This is a genomic window from Streptomyces sp. NPDC050988 (assembly GCF_044456225.1).
Taxonomy (GTDB): Bacteria; Actinomycetota; Actinomycetes; order Streptomycetales; family Streptomycetaceae; genus Streptomyces.
On sequence record NZ_JBITFQ010000002.1, the window covers coordinates 134,670 to 154,618 of the forward strand.

The 19,949-nt window shown below is 68.1% G+C and carries 23 protein-coding genes and 4 pseudogenes; 10 read left to right on the plus strand and 17 right to left on the minus strand.

What is annotated here, in order from left to right; genetic code table 11:
• Nucleotides 1–260 precede the first annotated feature (260 nt).
• Both ACIBEI_RS05390 and ACIBEI_RS05395 read right to left on the minus strand, forming a co-directional pair.
• Nucleotides 261–428, minus strand: a pseudogene (locus tag ACIBEI_RS05390) (SRPBCC family protein); the annotation flags it as partial.
• Between the two features lie 429 nt (nt 429–857).
• A complete protein-coding gene (locus ACIBEI_RS05395) occupies nt 858–1,223 on the minus strand; it encodes a DUF6479 family protein (protein WP_398885323.1) in 366 nt (121 codons plus the stop codon).
• On the opposite strand from ACIBEI_RS05395, the gene ACIBEI_RS05400 reads away from it, so the two are divergent.
• The gene (locus ACIBEI_RS05400; protein ID WP_398886356.1) at nt 1,223–1,471 is read left to right on the plus strand and encodes a hypothetical protein; all 249 of its coding nucleotides are present in this window, start codon (nt 1,223–1,225) and stop codon (nt 1,469–1,471) included. The genes ACIBEI_RS05395 and ACIBEI_RS05400 overlap by 1 nt on opposite strands.
• A gap of 250 nt (nt 1,472–1,721) precedes the next feature.
• On the opposite strand, the gene ACIBEI_RS05405 is transcribed toward ACIBEI_RS05400, so the two are convergent.
• Nucleotides 1,722–2,660: an alpha/beta fold hydrolase gene (locus ACIBEI_RS05405; RefSeq protein ID WP_398885325.1), complete on the minus strand. Its 939-nt coding sequence runs from the start codon at nt 2,658–2,660 to the stop codon at nt 1,722–1,724.
• Between the two features lie 84 nt (nt 2,661–2,744).
• Here ACIBEI_RS05405 and ACIBEI_RS05410 point away from each other — a divergent pair, with 84 nt between their 5' ends.
• Nucleotides 2,745–3,377: a TetR/AcrR family transcriptional regulator gene (locus ACIBEI_RS05410; protein WP_398885327.1), complete on the plus strand. Its 633-nt coding sequence runs from the start codon at nt 2,745–2,747 to the stop codon at nt 3,375–3,377.
• A gap of 83 nt (nt 3,378–3,460) precedes the next feature.
• Here ACIBEI_RS05410 and ACIBEI_RS05415 read toward each other — a convergent pair whose 3' ends face one another.
• Nucleotides 3,461–3,709, minus strand: a complete 249-nt coding sequence (locus tag ACIBEI_RS05415) for a hypothetical protein (protein ID WP_398885329.1) — start codon at nt 3,707–3,709, stop codon at nt 3,461–3,463.
• 56 nt (nt 3,710–3,765) lie between these two features.
• Here ACIBEI_RS05415 and ACIBEI_RS05420 point away from each other — a divergent pair, with 56 nt between their 5' ends.
• Entirely contained in the window at nt 3,766–4,101 is a 336-nt protein-coding gene (locus tag ACIBEI_RS05420) for a DUF4158 domain-containing protein (protein ID WP_398885331.1), read from the plus strand.
• A 114-nt stretch (nt 4,102–4,215) separates the two neighbouring features.
• Here the strand turns inward: ACIBEI_RS05420 and ACIBEI_RS05425 are convergent, their stop codons facing one another.
• Nucleotides 4,216–4,374, minus strand: a complete 159-nt coding sequence (locus ACIBEI_RS05425) for a hypothetical protein (protein WP_398885333.1) — start codon at nt 4,372–4,374, stop codon at nt 4,216–4,218.
• A gap of 249 nt (nt 4,375–4,623) precedes the next feature.
• Between ACIBEI_RS05425 and ACIBEI_RS05430 the strand changes: the two are divergent.
• Nucleotides 4,624–5,056: pseudogene (locus ACIBEI_RS05430) on the plus strand (IS5 family transposase); the annotation flags it as partial.
• 8 nt (nt 5,057–5,064) lie between these two features.
• Here the strand turns inward: ACIBEI_RS05430 and ACIBEI_RS05435 are convergent.
• From ACIBEI_RS05435 to ACIBEI_RS05445, 3 genes are all read right to left on the minus strand, one after another.
• Entirely contained in the window at nt 5,065–5,601 is a 537-nt protein-coding gene (locus tag ACIBEI_RS05435) for a hypothetical protein (protein ID WP_398885335.1), read from the minus strand.
• Nucleotides 5,602–5,758: 157 nt separating this feature from the next.
• The gene (locus ACIBEI_RS05440) at nt 5,759–6,988 is read right to left on the minus strand and encodes a GDSL-type esterase/lipase family protein (RefSeq protein ID WP_398885337.1); all 1,230 of its coding nucleotides are present in this window, start codon (nt 6,986–6,988) and stop codon (nt 5,759–5,761) included.
• Between the two features lie 47 nt (nt 6,989–7,035).
• Nucleotides 7,036–8,172, minus strand: coding sequence for an FAD-dependent oxidoreductase (locus ACIBEI_RS05445; protein ID WP_398885339.1), 1,137 nt, complete (start codon nt 8,170–8,172; stop codon nt 7,036–7,038).
• Nucleotides 8,173–8,315: 143 nt separating this feature from the next.
• On the opposite strand from ACIBEI_RS05445, the gene ACIBEI_RS05450 reads away from it, so the two are divergent.
• Both ACIBEI_RS05450 and ACIBEI_RS05455 read left to right on the plus strand, forming a co-directional pair.
• On the plus strand, nt 8,316–8,987 hold the full coding sequence (locus ACIBEI_RS05450) for a TetR/AcrR family transcriptional regulator (RefSeq protein WP_398885341.1): 672 nt from the start codon (nt 8,316–8,318) through the stop codon (nt 8,985–8,987).
• A 642-nt stretch (nt 8,988–9,629) separates the two neighbouring features.
• Complete coding sequence (locus ACIBEI_RS05455; RefSeq protein WP_398885343.1) at nt 9,630–9,806, plus strand: hypothetical protein; 177 nt, start codon at nt 9,630–9,632, stop codon at nt 9,804–9,806.
• A 528-nt stretch (nt 9,807–10,334) separates the two neighbouring features.
• Here the strand turns inward: ACIBEI_RS05455 and ACIBEI_RS05460 are convergent.
• The 4 genes and pseudogenes from ACIBEI_RS05460 to ACIBEI_RS05475 all read right to left on the minus strand — a co-directional run bounded on the left by ACIBEI_RS05460 (nt 10,335) and on the right by ACIBEI_RS05475 (nt 12,540).
• Nucleotides 10,335–10,496: a hypothetical protein gene (locus tag ACIBEI_RS05460; protein ID WP_398885345.1), complete on the minus strand. Its 162-nt coding sequence runs from the start codon at nt 10,494–10,496 to the stop codon at nt 10,335–10,337.
• A gap of 846 nt (nt 10,497–11,342) precedes the next feature.
• The gene (locus ACIBEI_RS05465) at nt 11,343–11,864 is read right to left on the minus strand and encodes a hypothetical protein (protein WP_398886358.1); all 522 of its coding nucleotides are present in this window, start codon (nt 11,862–11,864) and stop codon (nt 11,343–11,345) included.
• 23 nt (nt 11,865–11,887) lie between these two features.
• Nucleotides 11,888–12,247, minus strand: a pseudogene (locus ACIBEI_RS05470) (transposase); the annotation flags it as partial.
• Nucleotides 12,217–12,540: a hypothetical protein gene (locus tag ACIBEI_RS05475; RefSeq protein ID WP_398885347.1), complete on the minus strand. Its 324-nt coding sequence runs from the start codon at nt 12,538–12,540 to the stop codon at nt 12,217–12,219. The pseudogene ACIBEI_RS05470 and the gene ACIBEI_RS05475, both read right to left, overlap by 31 nt.
• 98 nt (nt 12,541–12,638) lie before the next feature.
• Between ACIBEI_RS05475 and ACIBEI_RS05480 the strand changes: the two genes are divergently transcribed.
• Nucleotides 12,639–13,109, plus strand: a complete 471-nt coding sequence (locus ACIBEI_RS05480; protein WP_398885349.1) for a hypothetical protein — start codon at nt 12,639–12,641, stop codon at nt 13,107–13,109.
• Between the two features lie 84 nt (nt 13,110–13,193).
• Here ACIBEI_RS05480 and ACIBEI_RS05485 read toward each other — a convergent pair.
• From ACIBEI_RS05485 to ACIBEI_RS05495, 3 genes and pseudogenes are all read right to left on the minus strand, one after another.
• Nucleotides 13,194–13,659: pseudogene (locus ACIBEI_RS05485) on the minus strand (transposase).
• Nucleotides 13,660–13,671: 12 nt separating this feature from the next.
• Complete coding sequence (locus tag ACIBEI_RS05490) at nt 13,672–13,827, minus strand: hypothetical protein (RefSeq protein ID WP_398885351.1); 156 nt, start codon at nt 13,825–13,827, stop codon at nt 13,672–13,674.
• A 206-nt stretch (nt 13,828–14,033) separates the two neighbouring features.
• Complete coding sequence (locus tag ACIBEI_RS05495) at nt 14,034–14,615, minus strand: dihydrofolate reductase family protein (RefSeq protein ID WP_398885353.1); 582 nt, start codon at nt 14,613–14,615, stop codon at nt 14,034–14,036.
• A gap of 405 nt (nt 14,616–15,020) precedes the next feature.
• Here ACIBEI_RS05495 and ACIBEI_RS05500 point away from each other — a divergent pair, with 405 nt between their 5' ends.
• A complete protein-coding gene (locus tag ACIBEI_RS05500) occupies nt 15,021–15,644 on the plus strand; it encodes a hypothetical protein (RefSeq protein ID WP_398885355.1) in 624 nt (207 codons plus the stop codon).
• Nucleotides 15,645–16,114: 470 nt separating this feature from the next.
• On the opposite strand, the gene ACIBEI_RS05505 is transcribed toward ACIBEI_RS05500, so the two are convergent.
• Nucleotides 16,115–16,432 carry a hypothetical protein gene (locus ACIBEI_RS05505; RefSeq protein ID WP_398885357.1) on the minus strand — a complete coding sequence of 106 codons (318 nt, stop codon included), beginning with the start codon at nt 16,430–16,432 and terminating at the stop codon, nt 16,115–16,117.
• A gap of 533 nt (nt 16,433–16,965) precedes the next feature.
• On the opposite strand from ACIBEI_RS05505, the gene ACIBEI_RS05510 reads away from it, so the two are divergent.
• Nucleotides 16,966–17,340 carry a hypothetical protein gene (locus tag ACIBEI_RS05510; RefSeq protein WP_398886360.1) on the plus strand — a complete coding sequence of 125 codons (375 nt, stop codon included), beginning with the start codon at nt 16,966–16,968 and terminating at the stop codon, nt 17,338–17,340.
• A 36-nt stretch (nt 17,341–17,376) separates the two neighbouring features.
• Entirely contained in the window at nt 17,377–18,663 is a 1,287-nt protein-coding gene (locus ACIBEI_RS05515; protein ID WP_398885359.1) for a hypothetical protein, read from the plus strand.
• Nucleotides 18,664–19,039: 376 nt separating this feature from the next.
• On the opposite strand, the gene ACIBEI_RS05520 is transcribed toward ACIBEI_RS05515, so the two are convergent.
• Nucleotides 19,040–19,777 (minus strand): dienelactone hydrolase family protein, encoded by a 738-nt coding sequence (locus ACIBEI_RS05520; RefSeq protein ID WP_398885361.1) that lies wholly within the window; start codon nt 19,775–19,777, stop codon nt 19,040–19,042.
• Nucleotides 19,778–19,949 lie beyond the last annotated feature (172 nt).

Sequence of the window (19,949 nt, forward strand, 5' to 3'; positions counted from 1 at the left end):
CAGGTCGAGGCGTGTTCAGGGGCCGGTGGCTCGACGACGGTCGGACCGGCCTCATTCAAGATGACCGCGAGGGCATCCGCATCCTCGCGTCCCACGAAGAAGGCGGCGTCGTTCCGGAGCCTGCCGGACCTGCCATGGGCGTGGACCCCAACACTCCCGGCGTGAGTGTGAAGCAATGCCTTTGCCGCTTCAGGCGGGAGCCGACCTGCTCAGCCGACTCCACAACCACCTGATGGCGATCCAGCAGACGCGCCCGCCCTCCGGCGCTCCGGGCCGATCTTCGTGGTCCAGTGGTTGTGCCGGTCGTCAAGCTGCCGCACCTCCTCGACGCCCTACATGAAGTGCGGGAACTCCTCGAACTGCGTCCACTGGTTGTAAGCCGTGTGGACGGGGACCTCGACGTCCACTGCTTCCTCCACCGTGCTCATCGATTCTTCCTCAGTGGTGGTCGTTCCGCACGGAACCTGGCTGCCATCTCCAGCCGGCCGGGTGTTCGAGGATCAGAGGCGGTTATGGCAGTGGTGCGGCTCTCCGTCACGTCGTGTACGTCGACGACGTCCGCACCCCGGCCTTCAAGCGAAGCCGTAGGGGTTGGGCCTGCGGTCAGCGACATGAATCCCCATCCCCGCAGCCCCTTCGCCGAGCCGCATGGGCGGGAGCCTGCGGGACAGCGGGCCTCGGTCAGGGTTGCCTACGGCGTCAGAGCCCGTTCTTCGGTATCCCAGGCCAGATCGCCGGCACCGACCGCCCGGCCACGGCCGATCGGCACAAGCCTGCTTCGTAAAGCCACGCCCGCGGTCCTCTCCGGGCGGCGCGATCATCATGCGTTGACATGCGACGCCATCGCCGTGTTGTCGTCACGTCCTGCCCGGTCCACCGCCGCCGAACGAGCCGGTGGAGCCGCGACCCCAGCGCCGGCGTTTCTGGTTTTCGCTGCGTTTGCTGCCCGACGCCTGGAGGTTGTGCGGAGTGAGCCGCTCGCTCTCGTCCGCCGCGCGGGGGACCTCGTTCGGTTCCCGCATCTGCCGGGCCTCGTGGACCGGTCCGGCTTCCGGGAGCGTGGGCTGTTCGTCTCCCCTCGGAGGGCCTGGTTCGCGGCGCCGTACCTTGATACCGAGCTGTACGGCCCACACCAGGGCGCCGGCGATGAGAAGACCGCCGACGAGGAGAGCGATCGCACCGGCCGGATTCGTCACGGCTGCCTGATACACGCTGGCGTTCATTGCGGCCGAGTACCCAGGTCGGGGCAGCGGATACGTCCTGCCCAGGATGCCTACACCGCAACCTCAACCTGCTCGGCCGCTACGGCTTCACCGCCTCCCAGCCGGTCAAGGGACTGCGGCCGCTACGCGACCCGGACGCCACCGACCTCGACGATGACGACGACGACCAGGAGGAGCGAGCGCGCCGCATCCGCCATGCGGGGCGACTGGTTGTACTGCGGGAAGACCGCCGCCGAGCAGCGGGGTGACAGAAGAGGGGCACTGGGATGAGCGTGACCGATTGTCCGGGGGTGCTCCGGCCAGGGAGGGTCCAGCGCGGAGCACCGCCGTGATCATCGCGGCCGGGACCCCGCAGCAGCCATCTGTGGAAATCGGCATCCTTCCTCGCGCGCCACCGACGGCATACGCATTGCCGTCGATTCCTGGTACGCGGGAGGCGCCGCAACGTGAATGAGCGGGGGCGGAAGACGGACATGGCGAAGCTCCGCCACGCATGTGTCAGTCATGCGGCACGCCTGCTACCGGTTCGCCACCGAGGAAGTCCTCCAGGATTTCGGTGAACCGCTCCGGCTGCTCCTCGGCCGGATAATGGCCGCAGTCATCGAGGATCACCCCGGTGACGTCGTCGGCCGCCGGCCGCATCGACTGGGCGGCACTCGCGCCGCCCCACAGCGCGCCGCCGACGGCGAGCACCGGCAGCGTCAGCCGGATCTTGCTGCGCTGCTCGTTCTGCGCGATCGTCTCGTCCAGCGCCCGGTAGTACGCGAAGCTCGCCCGCAGCGCGCGAGGATCCGCGGCGATCGCGTCGACATAGACGTCGACGGCGTACGCGGGGATCGTGGCCGGGGTGGCGGCCTTGGTGGCGAAGTGCCAGCCGAAGAAGAGCCGCTCCCGCCCTCGGACCAGTTCCTCGTTGAGCTCGGTGAGCCTGTTGAAGCCGAACTGCCAGAGCTTCTGGTTGACCGCGGCCGGGCCGAAGACCGGTGGGGACGGCGCGAGACCGGGGATCATTGTTTCGACGACGGCTAGCCGGCCCACCCGCTCGGGGTGATCGGCAGCGAGGGCGTATCCGGTCCACGTGCCGATGTCGTGGCCGACCACGTCGAATCGGTCGTACCCGAGCGCGGTCATCAGCGCGGCCAGATCGGCGGCCAGCGTGCCGGCGTCGTACCCGTCGTCGGGCTTGTCGGAGAGCCCGGCCCCGCGCGAGTCGACGGCGACGACGGTGTGCTCGCGAGCGAGCGCGGGCATCACCTCCCGCCAGGCGTACCAGGTCTGTGGCCACCCGCCGACCAGCAGCAGCGCCGGGCCGTCCCCGCCGGTGACCGCGTGCAGCCGCAGCCCGTTCAGCTCCACGATCCGGCTGGTGAAGACGTCGGTGAACCCGTCGGGCAGCCGTAGCGAACTCAAGTTCGTCGTGCCGTCGTCCGTACTCATCTTGGAACGATCAGTGCAACTTGTCATGCAGGCGACCCTACCCATGTTGAAACGATCGGTGCAAGATGTGTAGGGTGACGAACCATGGCAGGCCGCAAGCAATTCGACGTGGACGAGGCGCTACGACGTGCGATGCACGTCTTCTGGCGCTGGGGCTATTCGGAAGCCTCGATCGACCGTCTGACCGAGGGCACGGGCCTGGGCCGGAGCTCGCTCTACGGCACCTTCGGCGACAAGAGCGCCCTCTTCCAAAAAAGCCTCCAACGGTACGCGCAGACCTACCACCCGCTGTACGACCAGGCACTGTCCGCCCCGCACCAGAGCCCGAGCGCCGTTGTGGCCGCCTATCTGCAGGTCACCCTGAACCGCATCGCCGATCCGACGGTCCCGGACGGCTGCCTGCTCACGATGTCGGCAGCACAGTTCCCGGCCCTCGACGCGGAAGGCCAGGCGATGGTCCGCGCCATGATCGACGGTTTGCGGGCGATGCTGGAGCAGGCGTTGCTGGCGGCGGGGGCCGGTGAGCAGGAGGCGGCAGAGCTGGCGTTGTGCACACTGGCAACGAACAAATCCCTGGCGGTGCTGAGCCGCGCCGGCTTCTCGAGCGACGACCTGGCAACTGTTGCCGCAGCCGCCGCCCGTATCCCTGGGGAGACCACAATTACTACCTTGAGTCGTGCGATGGACACCCAGAGCCCCGGCAAAGTCGTTAGGTGATGCCGAGTAGTACCGGTGGCGTGGGGCGTGGAGTGCGCCGATGGCGGCGTTGCGTAGGCCGGTCGTCACGCGCGAAGCCAGGGTTACGCGTTCTGTTCGACGCCGGTCATCGGGGCGATCAGGCTGTGGGGCGCATTGTCGTTGATCATGATCGTGTAGAAACCGTCATCCTCCGCTTCCACGGTGGCGCGCGGGCGAACATGGGGCAGATCGAGAGGACCGCGTATCCGCGGTTTAAGCGGCTGATCACCGCGCATGAGCTGCATCTGTTCTTCGCGCCGAGCCGTGACGAGGTCGAGTGAGCCGCTGCCCGTGCCGACTGCTACGAGCATCTGTTGGCCCAGTTGCTGCAATTGAAGTCGTACCAGCGCGCATGGGGTGTTTGCCGATGCTGGACGAGATTCCGGCCACGGTCGTCGGCTTTGTGCGCCGCGCGGTGGACTTGCCGGAGGGCACGGCGGCGCGGGGCTGCGACCGTACGGCGGAGCGACAGCGTACCGCCGTCCGCCGGCGTGCGGGCCTGGTCTACGACAAGGCGAAGGCCCGGAAGATCGCCGAGGCGGTGATGTGCAGCGGAGCCGTGGCGAAGAACCGGCCGGCGAACCTGATCGACATCGCGTTGGAGAAGGTCGTCGAGGCCGGGCTGGAGCTGCCAGGCTTCGCCACGCTGGACGCGCTCGCGGCGAAGGTCCATACAGATCCGTACAGATCCGCACAGAGGTGAACGCGACGATCTGCATAGGCGTCTTCGAGCGGGTCAGCGAGGCCCATCAGGAGCGGCTGCTGGCGTCGCTGTCCGACAAGGACGCTTCGGGCGACGCTTCGGGCGTCACGAAGTTCAACAAGCTGAAGCAGTCGGCGAAGGCGCCGACGTGGCCGCGGCCATCCGGGCCCGGATCGTGCTCAGCCGGTCCTGGATTTCCTGTTCCTGCCGCAACAGCACGGCAAGGCTTGCCCGCGGGTTGTTCAAGTCCAGACATTCGACATCAATGTCCACACGCACGACCGCACTTGGGCACATCGCCTCGTCGAGAAGGGCGGAGCGAGATCCACGAGAACGAGGGACGCAGGCCCGTCAAATCGGGGAGCACATCCATAAACGGGCCGACTCCGCCGCAGGTCAGGACTCTGACTCAGGCGAGTGCCCCTCCATCGCGGGGAGAGAGTACGTCGGTGCCTGCTTTCGATGTTGGGGTGAACCCAACGGAAAACCGGATCAGCCGTCCAGTGGACACACCCGAGCGAGAACCGCAAGAAGGGATCGAAAATCCACCTCATCGTCGACCGCAGCGGCCTGCCCCTGTCGATCGGCATCTCCGCCGCGAAATTCCATGACAGCCAGGCCCTCATCTCGCTGGTCCGAGGCATCCTGCCCATCCGCTCACGCCGCGGCCCACGGCGCCGACGGCCCGACAAGAAGCTGCACGGAGACAAGGGATACGGCTACCGGCACCTGCGGCGATGGCTGGCCTCCTGCGGGCATCCGGCACCGCATCGTCCGCAAAGGCATCGAAGCGTCGCAATGCCTGGGCAAACACCGCTGGGTCGTGGAACGAACCGTGTCCTGGCTGCCCGGCTGCCGGCGCCTCCACCGCCGCTACGAGCGAAAGCCGGAACACTTCCTCGCCTTCACCGCCATCGCCGCGACCCTCATATGCCACCGCAGACTCACCGGCTGAATGACGGCTTACAGCTGGTCCCCCATGCTGGCTGGTTCCGGAGGATGCAGCCCGCCACCGTCCTTGGCATCCTGCGCGCAGGTCGTCCGTCTTTTGGAGGACTGGTCATTGGGAATCAATAGCACTCCGGCGACCTGTTCGGGGTGCTCGACGCCGAGCCAGTCGTCGCCCGTGAGGCCACCGACCGGCCCGACCGCTTCGGACGAATAAACCGTCCGACACCCCAACGCCACGCGCTCCTTGTCGACCACGCAGGCGTCCACTGCAGGGTCGGATCCCTCATCCGGATTCGCGCCGTCGAAGCGGTAGTGGAAGTGGACCTTGTCACCTTCGGAGGGCACCTGCGGGTGGGGCTCAAGGCGCCAGTCGACGACCTCGGCAGTGACGCCGAGAGGCTGCCCAGACGTGTCCTCGACCTGCACCCTGACACCGGCCTCACCGCGCTCCGCAGTCGTGTCGGTGCAGCCCCAGTGGGAAGAGCAGCCGGACAGGGCGAGAATCACCAGAGCCAACGGAGCACCGGCAAGTACCCGTGCGGGGAACACTCAGCTGACCTCCAGTCAGGATGGAGCGGAGCAGTGTATCCCGTGGCATGGCAGCTGCGGGTGATAGTGACGAGCGCCTGCGGCAGTGCATCCTCGCCCTAAGCTCCATCGCCACCAGCCTCATCAACTACCGCCGACTCACCAAGTGAAACAACGTCTAAAGGTGCAGGCTTGCGAGCGCGTCGACGACCGTTTGCGCGAGGCGCTTTTCGCCGTTGATGTTGGGATGCGTGGCATCGGGGGCCGCGTACGCGGCGTCGAGACGAGAGGGGTCCGTTGCGGAGCGGATCGCCGCGTCGAAGTCGACGCATGGGTGGCCCGAGGTTCGGATCCAGTCGTTCAACTCCCGCCGGATGTCTTCTCGTTCGGGGTCGGCCCGCAGTTCGGGGCCGTGGGCGGTGATGGTGGCGAGGATGACCTGGAGCCCCGCCTTCTGTGCCCGATCGACGAGTTCTTGGTAGGCGTCGGTCAGTTGGGCAACGGTGGGCATCTCGTCGCGGGAGGTGATCCGGCCGGGAAGGCCCCAGTCGTTGCTGTTGTAGGCGATCACCACGTGGGTGACGCCTGCGGTTTCGAGGACGTCCTCATCGAAGCGGGACAGCCCGGACCGCCCCCACGACGGGGTGCCGAGCGGGGCGTCGAGGCGTATGCGGTTTCCTGAGATGCCCCGGTTGACGACGCTGATCCTGGCGTCGGCGGGCAGGAGGCCCGCGGTGTATTGCGGCCATCCCATGGCCGTACTGGAGCTGCCCAGTGCCACGATGACGGCCTTCGCCTCGCTTCCGACGACCTCGATGGTGCGCAGGAATGGGCCTCCGGCGGGAAGTGACCAGCCGGTTCCGTCGGGTTCGGGTTCGGGACCGGTGTCCGTGTTCGCGGCGGGGAAATCACGGGATTCGTCAACGGCTTCGGGAATGGAGCCTTCGGGAGTGGTGCCTTCGAGAGGGAACGGGTGGGAACCGGCATGGTCACCCGGCCGTGAGCGGTCGAAGCGGAATCCGGCCCCGGTCTCGTAGGGCGTCGGACTGGGCAGGTAGACATCGACGACCACGTCGTCGCCGTGGTGGACGGTCAGCTCGACCGGGTCGGTCCAGAGCGTTTCCCCGGCCGGGATCCGCGTCGAGGGCTGCCCGTTGAAGGCCAGGTCGTGGAACCGGCCGCCCACGCCGACCGCGCCTCGTCCGACCACGACGGGCTCGTCGCCGAAACGGTTGCTCAGCTCGACGCGGACCCCGGTGCCGCCGAGGCCCGCGGGGACGGTCATGCGGACGGTGACATCGTCGAAGGGGGCCTCGCGGTCCTCGCCGTCCTCGCCGCGAAAGTCACTCATGGCCTGGGCCCATGTCGGCCGCCAGCACAGGCCGTCGTCGGTGATGTGCTCGGTCATGCCGTCTCCTGCCGTGAGGGGAATCGGGTGGGGGTTCATCTCGGGGTTCATCCGGCTTGACCGGCGGCCGCGAAGAGATCGAGCAGCCCTTGCGGGGCCCGGTCGTCGAAGAGGCGCCGGTGGTTCGCGTCGGACTCCGCGGCGAACTGCTCGCTGCGCGAGAACATGTCCGCCTCGTAGGCGGCCAGCGCCGCTTCAGCGTCGTCGGGGTGAGCGGCGAGGGCCTTGCCGAGTTCGGCACCGTCGAACATGGCCAGATTGGCGCCCTCACCGGCGAACGGTGACATCAGGTGCGCGGCGTCGCCGATCAGCGTCACACCGGGAACCCGGTCCCAGCGATGCCCGACGGGCAGACGGTAGATGGCGCGGGGAACCGGCGGGGTGTCGCCGTCGGTGATCAGCGCGGTGAGTTCGGGTGCCCATCCGTCGAACTCGGCTGCCACCTGCCGTGTCGCCGTGGCCGGATCGGTGAAGTCCATGCCGGTGATCCACTCCAGCGGCTTACTCAGTGCCACATAGGTGTGCAGCACGCCGCCCTGCTCGCGGTGGGCCATGATGCCCTTGCCGGGCGCGAGTGCGGACAGGGCGCCCGCCCCGACCGCCTCGCCGGCGGCGGGGTGCTTCCGGTCGGCGTCGTACAGGTAGGTCTCGATGAACGACGTGCCGACGTACTCGGGGCGGGCCGCCGACAGCAGCGGACGGATCTTCGACCAGGCGCCGTCGGCGCCGACCAGGAGGCTGCTGGTCACGCTCGTGCCGTCGGTGAAGGTGAGCGTGTGGCGGCCGTCGCCGAGCGGTTTGGCGGCGGTGAGCTTCTTGCCCCAGTGGATCGTGTTCGCGGGGAGGGATTCGAGCAGGATCCGCCGCAGGTCGCCCCGCAGGACCTCCGGGCGGTGGCCGGTGCCGTCGTCGGGCAGGTCCAGCAGGTAGGCGCCCTGGGCGGAGAGTATGCGGGTCGCCTCGCCGCCCTCATGGATGATCGCCTGGAACTGTGCGGTCAGCCCGGCGTCGGCGAGGGCGCGCTGACCGTTGTACTCGTGCAGGTCGAGCTGGCCGCCCTGGGTACGGTCCTCGGCCGTGGGCTCTGCTTCGTAGACGCGTACCGCGATGCCGTGCAGGTGCAGGACGCGCGCGAGCGTCAGCCCGCCGAGGCCGGCTCCGACGACGGTGACGGGCGTGGTCATGGTGGCTCCTTGTAGATCCGTGTAGATCGGTCGCGTGGCGCGCACGTCACGGCTGATGCGCGATTTTCGATTGGCGGACTTCGGACTGGTACGCCGTACCAGTCCATCGTGGTACGGCGTACCAGTCGTGTCAAAATGAGTCCATGCCAACGACGCATCGCTCCCCGTCCGCCCGAGCAGCGGGACTCACCCGCGATCAGATCGTGGACGCCGCGATCGAACTCCTCGACGCCGAGGGTGAGCGAGGACTCACGTTCCGCGCCCTGGCGCTCAGACTGAAGACGGGACACGGCGCCATCCAGTGGCATGTGACGAACAAGAGCGAACTGCTCATCGCGGCCACCGTGAGCACGCTGGCCCAGGCTCTCCCGGCCCGCGCGCAGGGGACGGCGCCGCGAGACGCCGTCCATGCCGTAGCCCTCGGAGTTTTCGACGCCATCGACGCCCATCCATGGCTCGGCTCTCAGCTGTACGCCGCACCGTCCCAGCCGGCCATGGTGAAACTCTGGGAGGCGATCGGACGCCCCGTCGAGGATTTGGGAGTCGAGGAAGGGCGCCTCTTCACGGCCGTGTCTACCCTGCTGAGCTACATCGTCGGCGTAGCAAGCCAGAATGCGGTGAACGCGCACGTACTGGCCGCAGACGCGAACCGTGACGACTTCGTGGGCGCCATCGCCGACCGCTGGGCACGCCTGGATCCGGTCGAGCATCGGTTCGTCAGGCGGGTGGCCGACCAGTTGCGCCATCACGACGACCGCAAGGAATTCCTCGCAGGCATCGACATCATCCTCACGGGGCTCACGGCGACTCGCTAGAGCTTCGATATATCGAAGGTGAGTGCCTTCAGGCGCAGTTGGCGAGTTTGCCACGGTGGTGTGTGGGCGCTCAGCCGAGACCTCGATGTTCCGCAACGGGCAGGCTCCGCCTGGGAGCAGAGTCTGGTCTGCGGGGTCAACCGGGTGGAGAACGCGGGCATGGAGCTGGCCGCTGTCCGTCGGGCTACTCCGAGCCAGGACTCTGGGCAGGAAAGAACACCCGCGCGATGCTTGCCTATCCAAGCCTATCCGAACGGGATCAAGCCCAAGCAGCTGCGCCGTGAGACCGGACTGACCGATCAACAGATCGAGGCGGCCGTGAACTGGAAAACGAGCCTGCCAGGCGGCACCAGACCGGCGAGTCCCGCGGAGCCGAGTAGCGAGCAAGATCGATCCCACCGATGACCGCTGTACCGATGTTCCCCGAGGCCGGTTTCACGTTGTCTGCAACCACGCTTGACGCTCCGAACGCCCACGAACTCGCGCGGTCCTACCAGGACCTGCTCGGGTGGCCGACAAGGAAGGAGGAACGCAGTGGGTGGAGATCGCACCGCCCGACGGCAGTCCGGGCTGTCGTTCCAGTCAGAGCCGCACTTCACGCGCCCGAAGAGGCCATCGGCCCCATCCGAACAGCAGATGATGATGCATCAGGAAATCGAGGTCGACGATCTGCCCTCCGCCTCGGACACGCCCTTGGCTTGGGAGCGACCGTGGCGGACTTCCAGCCTCACGACGATGTACGACAATGTACGCGTCCTCTACGACCCGGCCGGACACCCCTTCGGCCTCTGGATAGGCACCCGTTCGTCCAGCGCCTAGCACTTTGGGTCACCCGTTAGTCGGCGACAGCCGATGCCGAGCACGGCGGCCCAGCCGGGCCGCGGACCCGGGGCGTCAGGGCCTGACTGTCGAGAAGATCGGCGGCAGAGGTGCCCAGCGGACTGCGGGGCGCACGGAGCAGCACGGACGCTCGCTCGGTGACCGGGCGGCAGTGGCACCAGTCGGACCAGCACCGCCGACTGGTCCGAGCGGCACTTTCCAGCTCCAGGTCGAGAACGCCTGGGAGCACAGCGCCGCTCCCGGCATGGTGCGAATGCCTTCCGCAGGCACGTCTTCGCACAGAACGTCGGCGGTCTTCGCCGCGGCCGCAAGGACGCTCCCGAACCGGGGCGCCTGAAACGGGTTGTCGAGAGGGGCAGCCAGCGGAAACGGCGAGGGCCACGCACGGCGCGAAGCCAGGGTCATGTCCCCGGGAGTGTCAGATGTCATTGCTCGGGCGCTATTCGCGTGTCATTGCGGGGCGTTACGCGCGCAGCGCGAGTCGGCTCTCGTGCGTGACAGGCGAATTCAGTCCTCACCCCGGACGATGTGGCTCTCCGGGTCGGTGGTCTCCGGTACACCGCCAGTGTCGCCTTGGGGAAGCCGGACACCGGGAAGCGTGACCGCGCCGTCCCCGGTCCAGTTGTCCTCGTGCGTCGACTCGATGTCTGTGCTGGTGCCGGGTTCCATGGTGAGGCACCTCCTGCGTCTTCCGCTCGTCTCCCCCGAGTACCCGACCGGCCGTGGCGAAACGTGGGTTGAGGCGGGCCGCCGAGTTCCATTCCGGAGACGGTCGGGGCAGGACCTCCCGGGTGCAGGGAAGGCCGCGGACCCAGGTCCCACCAGGTCCACGGCCTTCGTCCCACGGCCGCTCAGCCACACTCGGTGTTTCCCTCCAGTCTCCGCTCAAACACAGGCGCCCATAGACGGGCTGAACTTCTACGGGCGGCTCCCGGAGACCGGTAGCGCTGTCGCGGCGTGCTTGAGGACACCGCGATGGGCCCGACGTCGATGAACGCCTGTCCGGCCTCGGTAAGGCGGCTCATAACATGGTCCGCCTGCTCTTCCAGCTCCAGACCGTCGCCTGGGCCGTCGTCCTCACCCGTAGGGATACGGAGTCCACTACGGCGCGGAAGACTCCCCCGGCACGCTCTTCGCCCGAGGAGTCCGCACCGGCTCATAGTGGGTCCCGCGCCAGAACCCACATGCGGGACTAGCGTGGAAGGCATGAACGATGACCGCGAATACACGGAAGACGAAGCCCGCTCCTTCGAGCCTGAGCCGTGCCCACGGTGCGGTAGCCCTCAATCCGTCGAGTGGGTTCGGTCCAACCCCGGCACCCTGGCCGAGCCGATGTACCTCCCCGGCTCGACCACCTGCTCGAACAGCGGCTGTCCGCGCAACACCGGAGCCTGACACTCCAGCTGTAGATCGTGATCTTCAAGTCTGGGATGCGGCTTGTCGCCGGTAATGACTGGTGCGGGACCGGGCTTGATCACGGCGTCGCCAGTCGACCGGCCGATCCGGTGGGCTGCGTCACGGACCGGCCGGACGAGGAGTGTGACGAAGAGATGCTGGATCTCGTTGCAGGACAGCGGGACCAGGTCGGTCGACCCCGGGACGGCGGGCGTGTTCGTCGGCACGGACGACGGCGAGGAAGGCGTGGGCGAGCATGGCGAGGGTGACCCAGCGAGTCCAGGAGGAGTAGCGGCGGACCTGGTGCTCATCGAGTCCGGCCAGCCCCTTCCCGGTCTGGAAGGTCTCTTCCACCCGCCGTCTGGATCCGGCGACTCGCACCAGCTCGGTCAGCGGCACCGGCTGGAGTGAGAAGCAACGGCAGTAGGCAAGTTCGCCGGTGGTGCGGTTGCGGCGGATCAGCAGCTGAGGGTGGCCCGGGCCGGGGGCGGCCAGGTCGATGACCGCCCAGTCGTAGAAGCGGTGTCCCTTCGCACCGCGTCCGGCCGACACCTTCTGCCAGGCCCGCTTCGGCAGCCGCTTGAACAGACGGTCTGCCCGGAACTTGCCTGCTTGGGTGGGGACTTCGGCCGAGCAGGCCACCGCGAGGACGTAGCCGGTGCCGCGTTCTTCGAGAGCCGTGCGCAGTCCGGGTTGCCGCCGTAGACCTCATCCCCGGTGACCCAGCCCACGTGGTGTCCGGTGTCCAGGAACCGTTCGATCATCGTGCGGGCCAGTTCCGGCTTGGTCGCGAAGCCGGTGTCCTCGTCGAGCCCTGCTGCCCGGCAGCGATCCGGGTCGCACGTCCAGGAACGGGGGATGTACAGCTCCCGGTCCACCGCTGCATGTCGCCGCGCCCCTGCATAGACGAGGTAGACCGCGACCTGGGAGTTCTCGATCCGTCCGTCCGTGCCGGTGTACTCGCACTGGACGGCGATGGTGTGAGTGCCCTTCTTCACGTCGCCGGTGTCGTCCACGACCAGCACTCGGCATCGTCGTGGAGGTGCTCGACGACGTAGTCGCGCACGTCGTCGCGGACGGCGTCAGCGTCCCAGGCGGCCCGGCACAGTAGGTACTGCATGCCGTGCGGGCTGCTCTCCCCGGCCCACTCCGCGATGGTCCAGCAGTCCTTGCGCGGCAGGTCCGACAGCAGGCCCAGCACCAACCGGCCGGCCCGCAGGCGGGGTTCGATCCGGGCGAACCGGCCCGCGATCCGGCTCATGGCCATCTCGAACGCCTCCCGCCATCGGGCGGGATCTATGCTGTGGTCTGCGGCCACCGTCTCATCGTCAGTCCACACAACTCACGATGATCAACGGTGGCTGCACCCGTCTGTGCAGCAGTCCCGGACCAGTTGCCCGACCAAGAAAGCAGATCATGATCGCCACTGTCCTTGCCGTCATCGGGACGCTCCTCGGATCGATTGTCACCGGCACGTTCCAGCACCTGGCGGCCGGCCGCGCCGAACGCGCAGCCGCCGCTGAGCAGTTGCGGCGCGACCGGCTCGACGCGGTGACCACACTCGCCTCCGCCGGCTCCGACCACCGACGGGCTTTGTGGATGCGTGGAGAGGCTCGACTGCGCGGCGCAAGCGACATTGAGCTGCAAGAACTGCGAGCCAGGTCTCATGTCACCCGCTCCGCCATCACCCGCCCCCTGGTTGCGCTGCGGCTCCTCGTGCCCGACCCGGCAGTCCACACCACCGCACAGGCGATGGTTGTCGCCACCTACAACATGGTCGATGCCGCCACGAGCATCGAGGAGCTGACCGCAGCACAGGACGCCGCACGGGCCGCCCACGACCGCTTCATCGACGCTGCCGCTGCGTACTTCAGCGCCAACACCTGACAGGGCCTGCGCCCCACCGCCTGAGGCGACGTGCTCCATGTCGACGGCCAGCAGCCATGAAGATCACGATCTACAGCTGGAGCACTACTGATCTCTTCGGGGTGTTGTCGGATGCCGGGTGAGGGTGAGTCCGGTGCTGGTGAGACAGCCGTCGATGAGGTCGGGGCGGTGCTGGATGTGGCGCAGGCCCCGGCGGAGGGTCCGTTCGAGGTGATCGTCGTCGGCGAAGGCGACGTTGGCCAGCGGTCCGCGGCGTATTAGCGACCAGATGCCCTCGACAGGATTCAAGTTCGGCGCGTAGGAGGGAAGTTGGATGATGGTGAGTGAGCCAGTCGTGTCCCTCCGCGTACTCACGCATCCCCGCGGCCCGGTGGGTGTTGAGATTGTCCCAGATGAGGATGATGGGGGCGCCGAGCTGGATGTGGGCGCGTACGACCAGGCCACGGTAGTCACTCCAGGAGAAGCTGGTGCGTCCCTTGCCCCGGTGCTTGCGGTGCTGGCGTGGCCGGTAGATCAGCCGGGAGGACTCGCCCGGCCGGTAGCAGCACATCGCGGCGATTGATCAGCGGCGCCAGGACCGGCCGCGCACCCGCACCACCGGCGTGTGCCCACGCCGGCTCCACGTGCGGGCGCGCGACGGGGTCATCGCGAACCCGGTCTCGTCCTCGAAGACGACGAAAGCCCCCAGCACCGCCGCAGTCATTCCACCTGCGGCCACACGTCCTTCTTCCACAGTCCCAGCGCTCCCTCGTCGCGTTCCGCAGCCCGGCGGGCAGGAGACTCCCTTTGCATTGGAAGCAAAAGCGCGATGTCCCGCGTCCGCGGTTTACAGTGCGGGGGCGGGACATCGTCGCCACCGGCTTGGACCGCTTCAGTGGCCTCGCTGGGGTAATCGAGGGCCTTGCGCTGCAGACACGGAGCCGGTCAGCGGATCACGCTGAACCGCAGATGGGTGGCGTTCGGCGTCTCGATCACCCTCGTACGCTCCAGCCGGTACTGCCCGCCCAGGTGCTCGAACAGCCGAGTGCCGCCGCCCAGCAGGACCGGGGCCAGATGGATCTGGATCTCGTCCAACAGCCCGGCCACGAGGCACTGCTGAGCCACGCTCGCGCCGTGCACGGCGACCGCCTCGCCACCCGCCGCCGCCTTCGCCTGGGCCACCGCGCTGTGGATGCCGTCGGTGACGAAGGTGAAGACCGACGGGGCCCGTACCGTCTCCGGGTCGGGTGCCTTGTGGGTGAGCACGAAGCACGGCGTCGGTCCGGCGGGCCCGCCGTCACCCCAGCCGCCGTCGCCCTCCGCCAGGTCGTACGACACCCGGCCCATCAGGATCGACCCCAGCCCTGCACGCATCTCGTCCAACAGGTCGATATCGCGCGGGTCCGGCCGGTGCAGCCACTGGTGCAGCGGCAGGCCGCCGTCGCCCAGTTGCTGCTCGCGGGAGACATTCGGACCGGCGACAAACCCGTCCAGCGACATCGAGATACCTGAAACGACCTTGCTCATGACCTCATCCCTCCATTGGGTGCCTTACTGAGGTGACGTCGGAGCCGCACAGGAGTTCTCGACATCGCTCGGGGCGGTGGGTTCCGCGCATACGGCTTCCGGGCGCGGGCGGCGGGCCCCTGCTCCGTTCAACCGCACGGCACCTGCCGCCGCAGGCTAGGCACAACGGTGCAGCACAGGTGGCTGACAAGGCCGTCCACCCGGCCCGGAACGCCATCCCAGGCCTCCATGTATCTGCAGGTCAGACGGGCTGGGATGGTTCCACCGTGTCCGATCGGCCGTAAGTTGTTGCGCCCGGCCGCTGTGACCGCTGATGCTCTTGCTGCCGCACCGACCAGGGCCGGGCCGACCAGCCGGCCTCGCCGCGGCATCCACGTCCACGCACTCATCCACGGGGGAACCCTCATGTCCATGCGTATCCGAACGAGCGCTCTGACCGCACTCACCGTCGCCGCCCTCGCGACGGGCATGGTCCTCACGGCACCGGCCGCGGGCGCCGCGCCCAAGGCAGCCGCACCGAAGTTCCTGTCGGCGTCCCAACTGCCGCCGCACCCGACGTCGTCCTGGACCGCCGGGCTGGTCACCGAGGGATTCCCCGAAGCACTGGGCCTCTGCGTCAGTACGGAAGGCATGCTCGACTACGACTACCGGCACCGGGAGTTCAGGACCGACCTGGACACCAGCGCCGTGCAGCTGACCGTCGTGACAGGCACAGCCGGCCAGGCCAAGGCCCTCGCGAAGCACTACGACGACCTGATCCGCACCTGCGCCGACCGCATCGAAAAGTCCTCGCCCGACGTCGACGCCGAGGGCCGGGACTACGGCACACTGCAGGTCGAGGAAGGCGCCCACGTCCGCGGCCTGAACACCGAGACATCGGGGGGCGCCACCGACGTCGCCCTGCTGTCGGTCGGACGGGACGGCAGGACCGTCAGCGTCGTCCAGTGGGGACAGTTGGGCGACTTCAACGACGCGCCCGTGGCCGCCTTCAAGAAGACCACGACCACGGCCGTCAACAAGCTGTACTGACCGGGCGGCCACCGGAAAAGGCCGGGACCGTCCTCCTCATGGCTCCGGCTGGCCTCCCCCGTCCAGCCGGAGCCACTCTCTGCCCGCGCCGGGCGGGGGCTATCCGGCCGGCTCGTACGCCACGGACTCAAGCGGACAACCGGGCGCAAGGCACCGCAGGGCCGCGAACTCGGTATCGTCGGCGACCACGTTCCAGCGCAACTTCGTACCCCCACTCGGAGGCGTACTGACAGCGCACCGCATCGCCGGGAGCGGACGGCAACCGCTGAGCCAGGCCCTGGCCGGACTCGGACCGGTTGGAGCGGGCCGTGACGGCAGCCAGGGACGTGCCGACACCCTGGTCGTTGGCGTACGCCTCGCGGCGCCACGACATCCAGCCAGAGGCTGTCCCAGACCTCCACGAGCGGCACCATGTGGTCAACGTCCAGGCCGGACGCACCAGTCACCCAGACCCCGTCGTTGCAGGACCATCAGCGGCCGCCCGTCAGCCGACAACCAACACCGACCTCCGGGGCATCCACGGCTCCTGAAATCAGCACCTCCTCACGCGTGTTGCAGTCGTCTGCGGGGTTGGTCCCGACATTCCAGTGCCTGCAGGAGGTCCGCAGGCAGCCCACCCGCGACTCGATACCCAGAGGCAGGCAGCCGACGGCGGTGGTGAGCGGAACGGTCTCCGCGACATGGGGCCGGCGGGGCAGCCGCGAGGGCAGGACGACCAAGGCGGCTACAAGGCCCCCCAGAACAGACTTGATCATCTGCTGTTGATAACGGCCGCCCGACCGGGTCATGGGGTGGCCACCCTGCAGATCACCCGTGTGAGCGGAACAGCCGCACCGAAGAAACGAACTTGCACAGTTACAGCGGTTGAAGAGGGCTATCAACAAGCCCGGCGGTTGGTGGGCGAGGTCCTCACGGCAGTCTGGCTTTGTCAGTGGGTTCTGCTGCCACTTGTCACTGAGGGCGGGAGCCACTGGTGTGTCGAGGAGAAGGACGTCGACGAGTCTTGCTGCGACCCGGCGTCCGGTGGTGGGACGATCGGAGTGCTCCAGGGTGTGAGGTGACGCCGATGCCGTCCATGTCCAGAGTCGAGTTGTTCGCAACGATCCGCCGTGACTCCCGGGCGGGAACGTCGGTCCGTGCTCTGTCGCGCAAGTACAACGTCGCCCCCGCGCACGGTCGATCAGGCTCTCACGTCGGCTTGGCCCGCCCCGCGCAAGGAACTCCCGAAGCGGGCCTCTCGTCTTGCCCGGGTCCTGGGCCTGAGCCGGGCGCGGTGGTCCTCGGGCAGCCAGTCATCCAGTGACGGCAGCAGCAGGGCCTGATGCGGATCGAACGCCCGAAACGTGTTGTCCACCGCCGCCGGACAACCCTGCGGCTGCTTCTTCCTGACCGGCTCGACCTCGAACAGTCCATCCCCACCATGCATACCGTGATCACCCGCATGAATGATCACGAACCGCAGGCGGGTTGCCTGCTACCGGGACACGCTCCTGCCTCGTCACCGATCACCACCACGTCATCCGGCCGCACCCACACGAACGTGGCCGGGTCCACCGTGCGCCGCCAGATGAAGGACACGCACCGCATCGTCGTCGGCGCCCGATGCGGTCGGCTTCCGCCGGCATGCCATCAGGGCCGGGTCAGTTACCGGGTGGAGTTCGGGATGGAGCGCCGCCGAGTCAAGTGTCGCCGATAGAGTCGCAATGTCACGAAGGTTGAGACGGGGGTTGTCATGACCGATGCAGAACCGCGGGTCCTGAGCCAGCAGGAGTTCTTCGACGAGGTGGTGGCCGTGACACGGGAGTTGGACGAGTCACGGTTTCTCTACCTGATGCTCGAGGAGGGTGGCGGCATCGGGGTCCAGTGGGAGCAGCCCCGCTCTGACCACTTACGCCGGTATCGGGTGTCCGCAGGCTCCGGCCCCGCGTGTCCACACTGCGTCATCGAAGAGGCGGTAATTCACCTGGCGCCGGTGCTGCCGCTGGATCTGCTCCGCCAGACACGAGCGCGAAGTCACTACGAGGAGGTGCTCCGGACCGGTATGCGGCCCTGCCCCGCGTTCGCTCGGCAGGCGATCGACCGGTCGGTGACCTGGCTGGCGGACTGCCACGGACTGCCTGGCGATCCGCACAGCGATGCGGACTGCGCCGAGCACAGCAGGCCCGCGCCGCACGGCGATCCACTGGATCCACCGGAACCGTTCTCATCGGCGGTCCTGGAGATCTGCCCCGCGGACGAGGTCCGTCGTCGACTGCACGTGGCACGCGACTGGCGCGACGCGGCCCAGCACGTGGCGGAAGGGTTACGCGAGGCAGACGCCACATGGCAGTTCCTGCGTACCAGTTGGAAGCTCGGGCTGCACGTGCCTGGCCGGGAGGTACTCGTCATGCCGGTCGGCGGCGAAACTGACACCGGTGACCGGTCGGCCCATGACCTGATCGCCGCCGCGCTGCGGGCCGACGGTCGCCGGCGCGTCTACGAGGAGCACGGGTGCCTGATCCCGGACCAGCGGCCGGGATCAAAGCGGATGCCCCGTTTCCAGGGTGCGTGGGACATCGCGAATGGCCACCCGGTACGCACCATCGAGCTTCCGGCGAACCGCCCGCTCAGCCGCCGCGGCCGCGGCGTGTTACTCCTCTATCAGGCCCGCTTCGCGATGGTGAACCGGGCGCTGCTTCCCGACCCCGCGGATCTCAGCGTCCAGGCCCAGATCTACTGGGAAGGCGAAGCGGCCCTGCATGTTTTCGAGTTCAGCCTGCTGCGCGGGCTGGGCGGCGACGCCTACACCGCCGCGGTGGAGGCGTTCCGGCGGGCGCTGCAGAAGGAAGGCGGCCTGCTCGCCCGGCCGAACCGAATCCTCCGGCGCCACGAGCGAAAGGCGTTGGCCCAGGTGTTCGGCGAGGTCGACGAGGAGGAGTTGCACCTCTGGGCCTCCGTGGCCTACCGCAACGCCATCCAACTCAATCTGCCGGACCAGACTTCCTTCGCCGAACACCTCCGGCGGCAGGCTGACAAGTAGATCCTGGCGGCATGGCGTCGAGTGCCGTCCCGCTGCGAAACCTGCACGACCATCGGCCCGTCGCCCGGACCCGGACCCCTTCCCGCCTCTATTCGCCAAAGCGGACCTTCTCACTGGGGCGCCGCCGGGACGGCGGCCAGTGGCCCAACACTGAAACACGCTCCTAGCCTGCGGCGGCTGGATAGCCTGCCGCAGGTCGCGATGATCACGCGAGAGGGTTCGCCGCAGTAAGTCCGGCATTTGCCGCGGTAGTTGGGAATACGCCTCCGCCGCGACCGCGCAACTGCCCGAATACGGGTCTGCTGTGCGGGCTTGAGGGGAGGAGACTGTCAGTGCGCGACGCCGACCAGGCCTGGCACCAGCATGTTCGCCTAGGTCATGCCCCCAGGTCCTCCGTCACGGGCAGGCACTCGGCGAGCAGGTCGACGACGTCGCGCCAGGCTCGCTGCGCGTGTTGTCGGTGGTAGCCGACGCCAGGGACCACGGAGTGGTCGACCGGCGGGTGGTGGAAGGCGTGCAATGCGCCGCCGTAGACCGCGAGGCGCCAGTCGACGCCCGCGGCCTGCATCTCAGCGGCGAACGCGTCCCGTTGCGCGGGCGGCATGATCGGGTCCTCCGACCCGACCCCGGCCCACACCGGGCAGCGAATGCGCGCCGCCTCGCCGGGCCGGCCCGTGGTCAGTGCGTTGACTGTCCCGATCGCGCGCAGGTTGACACCGCCGCGCCCGAGTTCCAGCCCGACGGCGCCCCCGGTTCCGTAGCCGACGGCGGCGATCCGGTCGGGGTCGGTCCGGGGCTCGGTGCGCAACACGTCGAGCGCCGCATGGCCGATCCCCCGCATCCGGTCGGGATCAGCGAGCAGTGGCATGCAACGGGCCAGCATCTCCTCGGGGTCACCCAAATAGCGCCCGCCATGAAGGTCGAAGGCCAGCACTACATATCCCAGCTCGGCGAGAGCATCGGCCCGGCGGCGCTCGACGTCGCTGAGCCCCATGCCCTCCGGTCCGAGCAGCACCGCGGGCCGGCGGTCGACACCGGCCGGGAGCGCGAGGTGCCCGATCATCGTCAAACCGTCGGCCGGGTACTCGACCGTATGCGTCGTAATCGCCGTCATGAAACTGGACTGTAGTGATCGTCGAGCCCGGCCCGGCCGCTGTTCTGCCGCTGGCAGAACAGCACGGGTGTCCTTCGAAATACGGGACGGACCCGGCGCTCAGGACTTCAAGATCATCCCGTTGCCCCTTTGGCGCGTATCTCGGTCACACCCCGAGTCCGGCCCAGCGGGT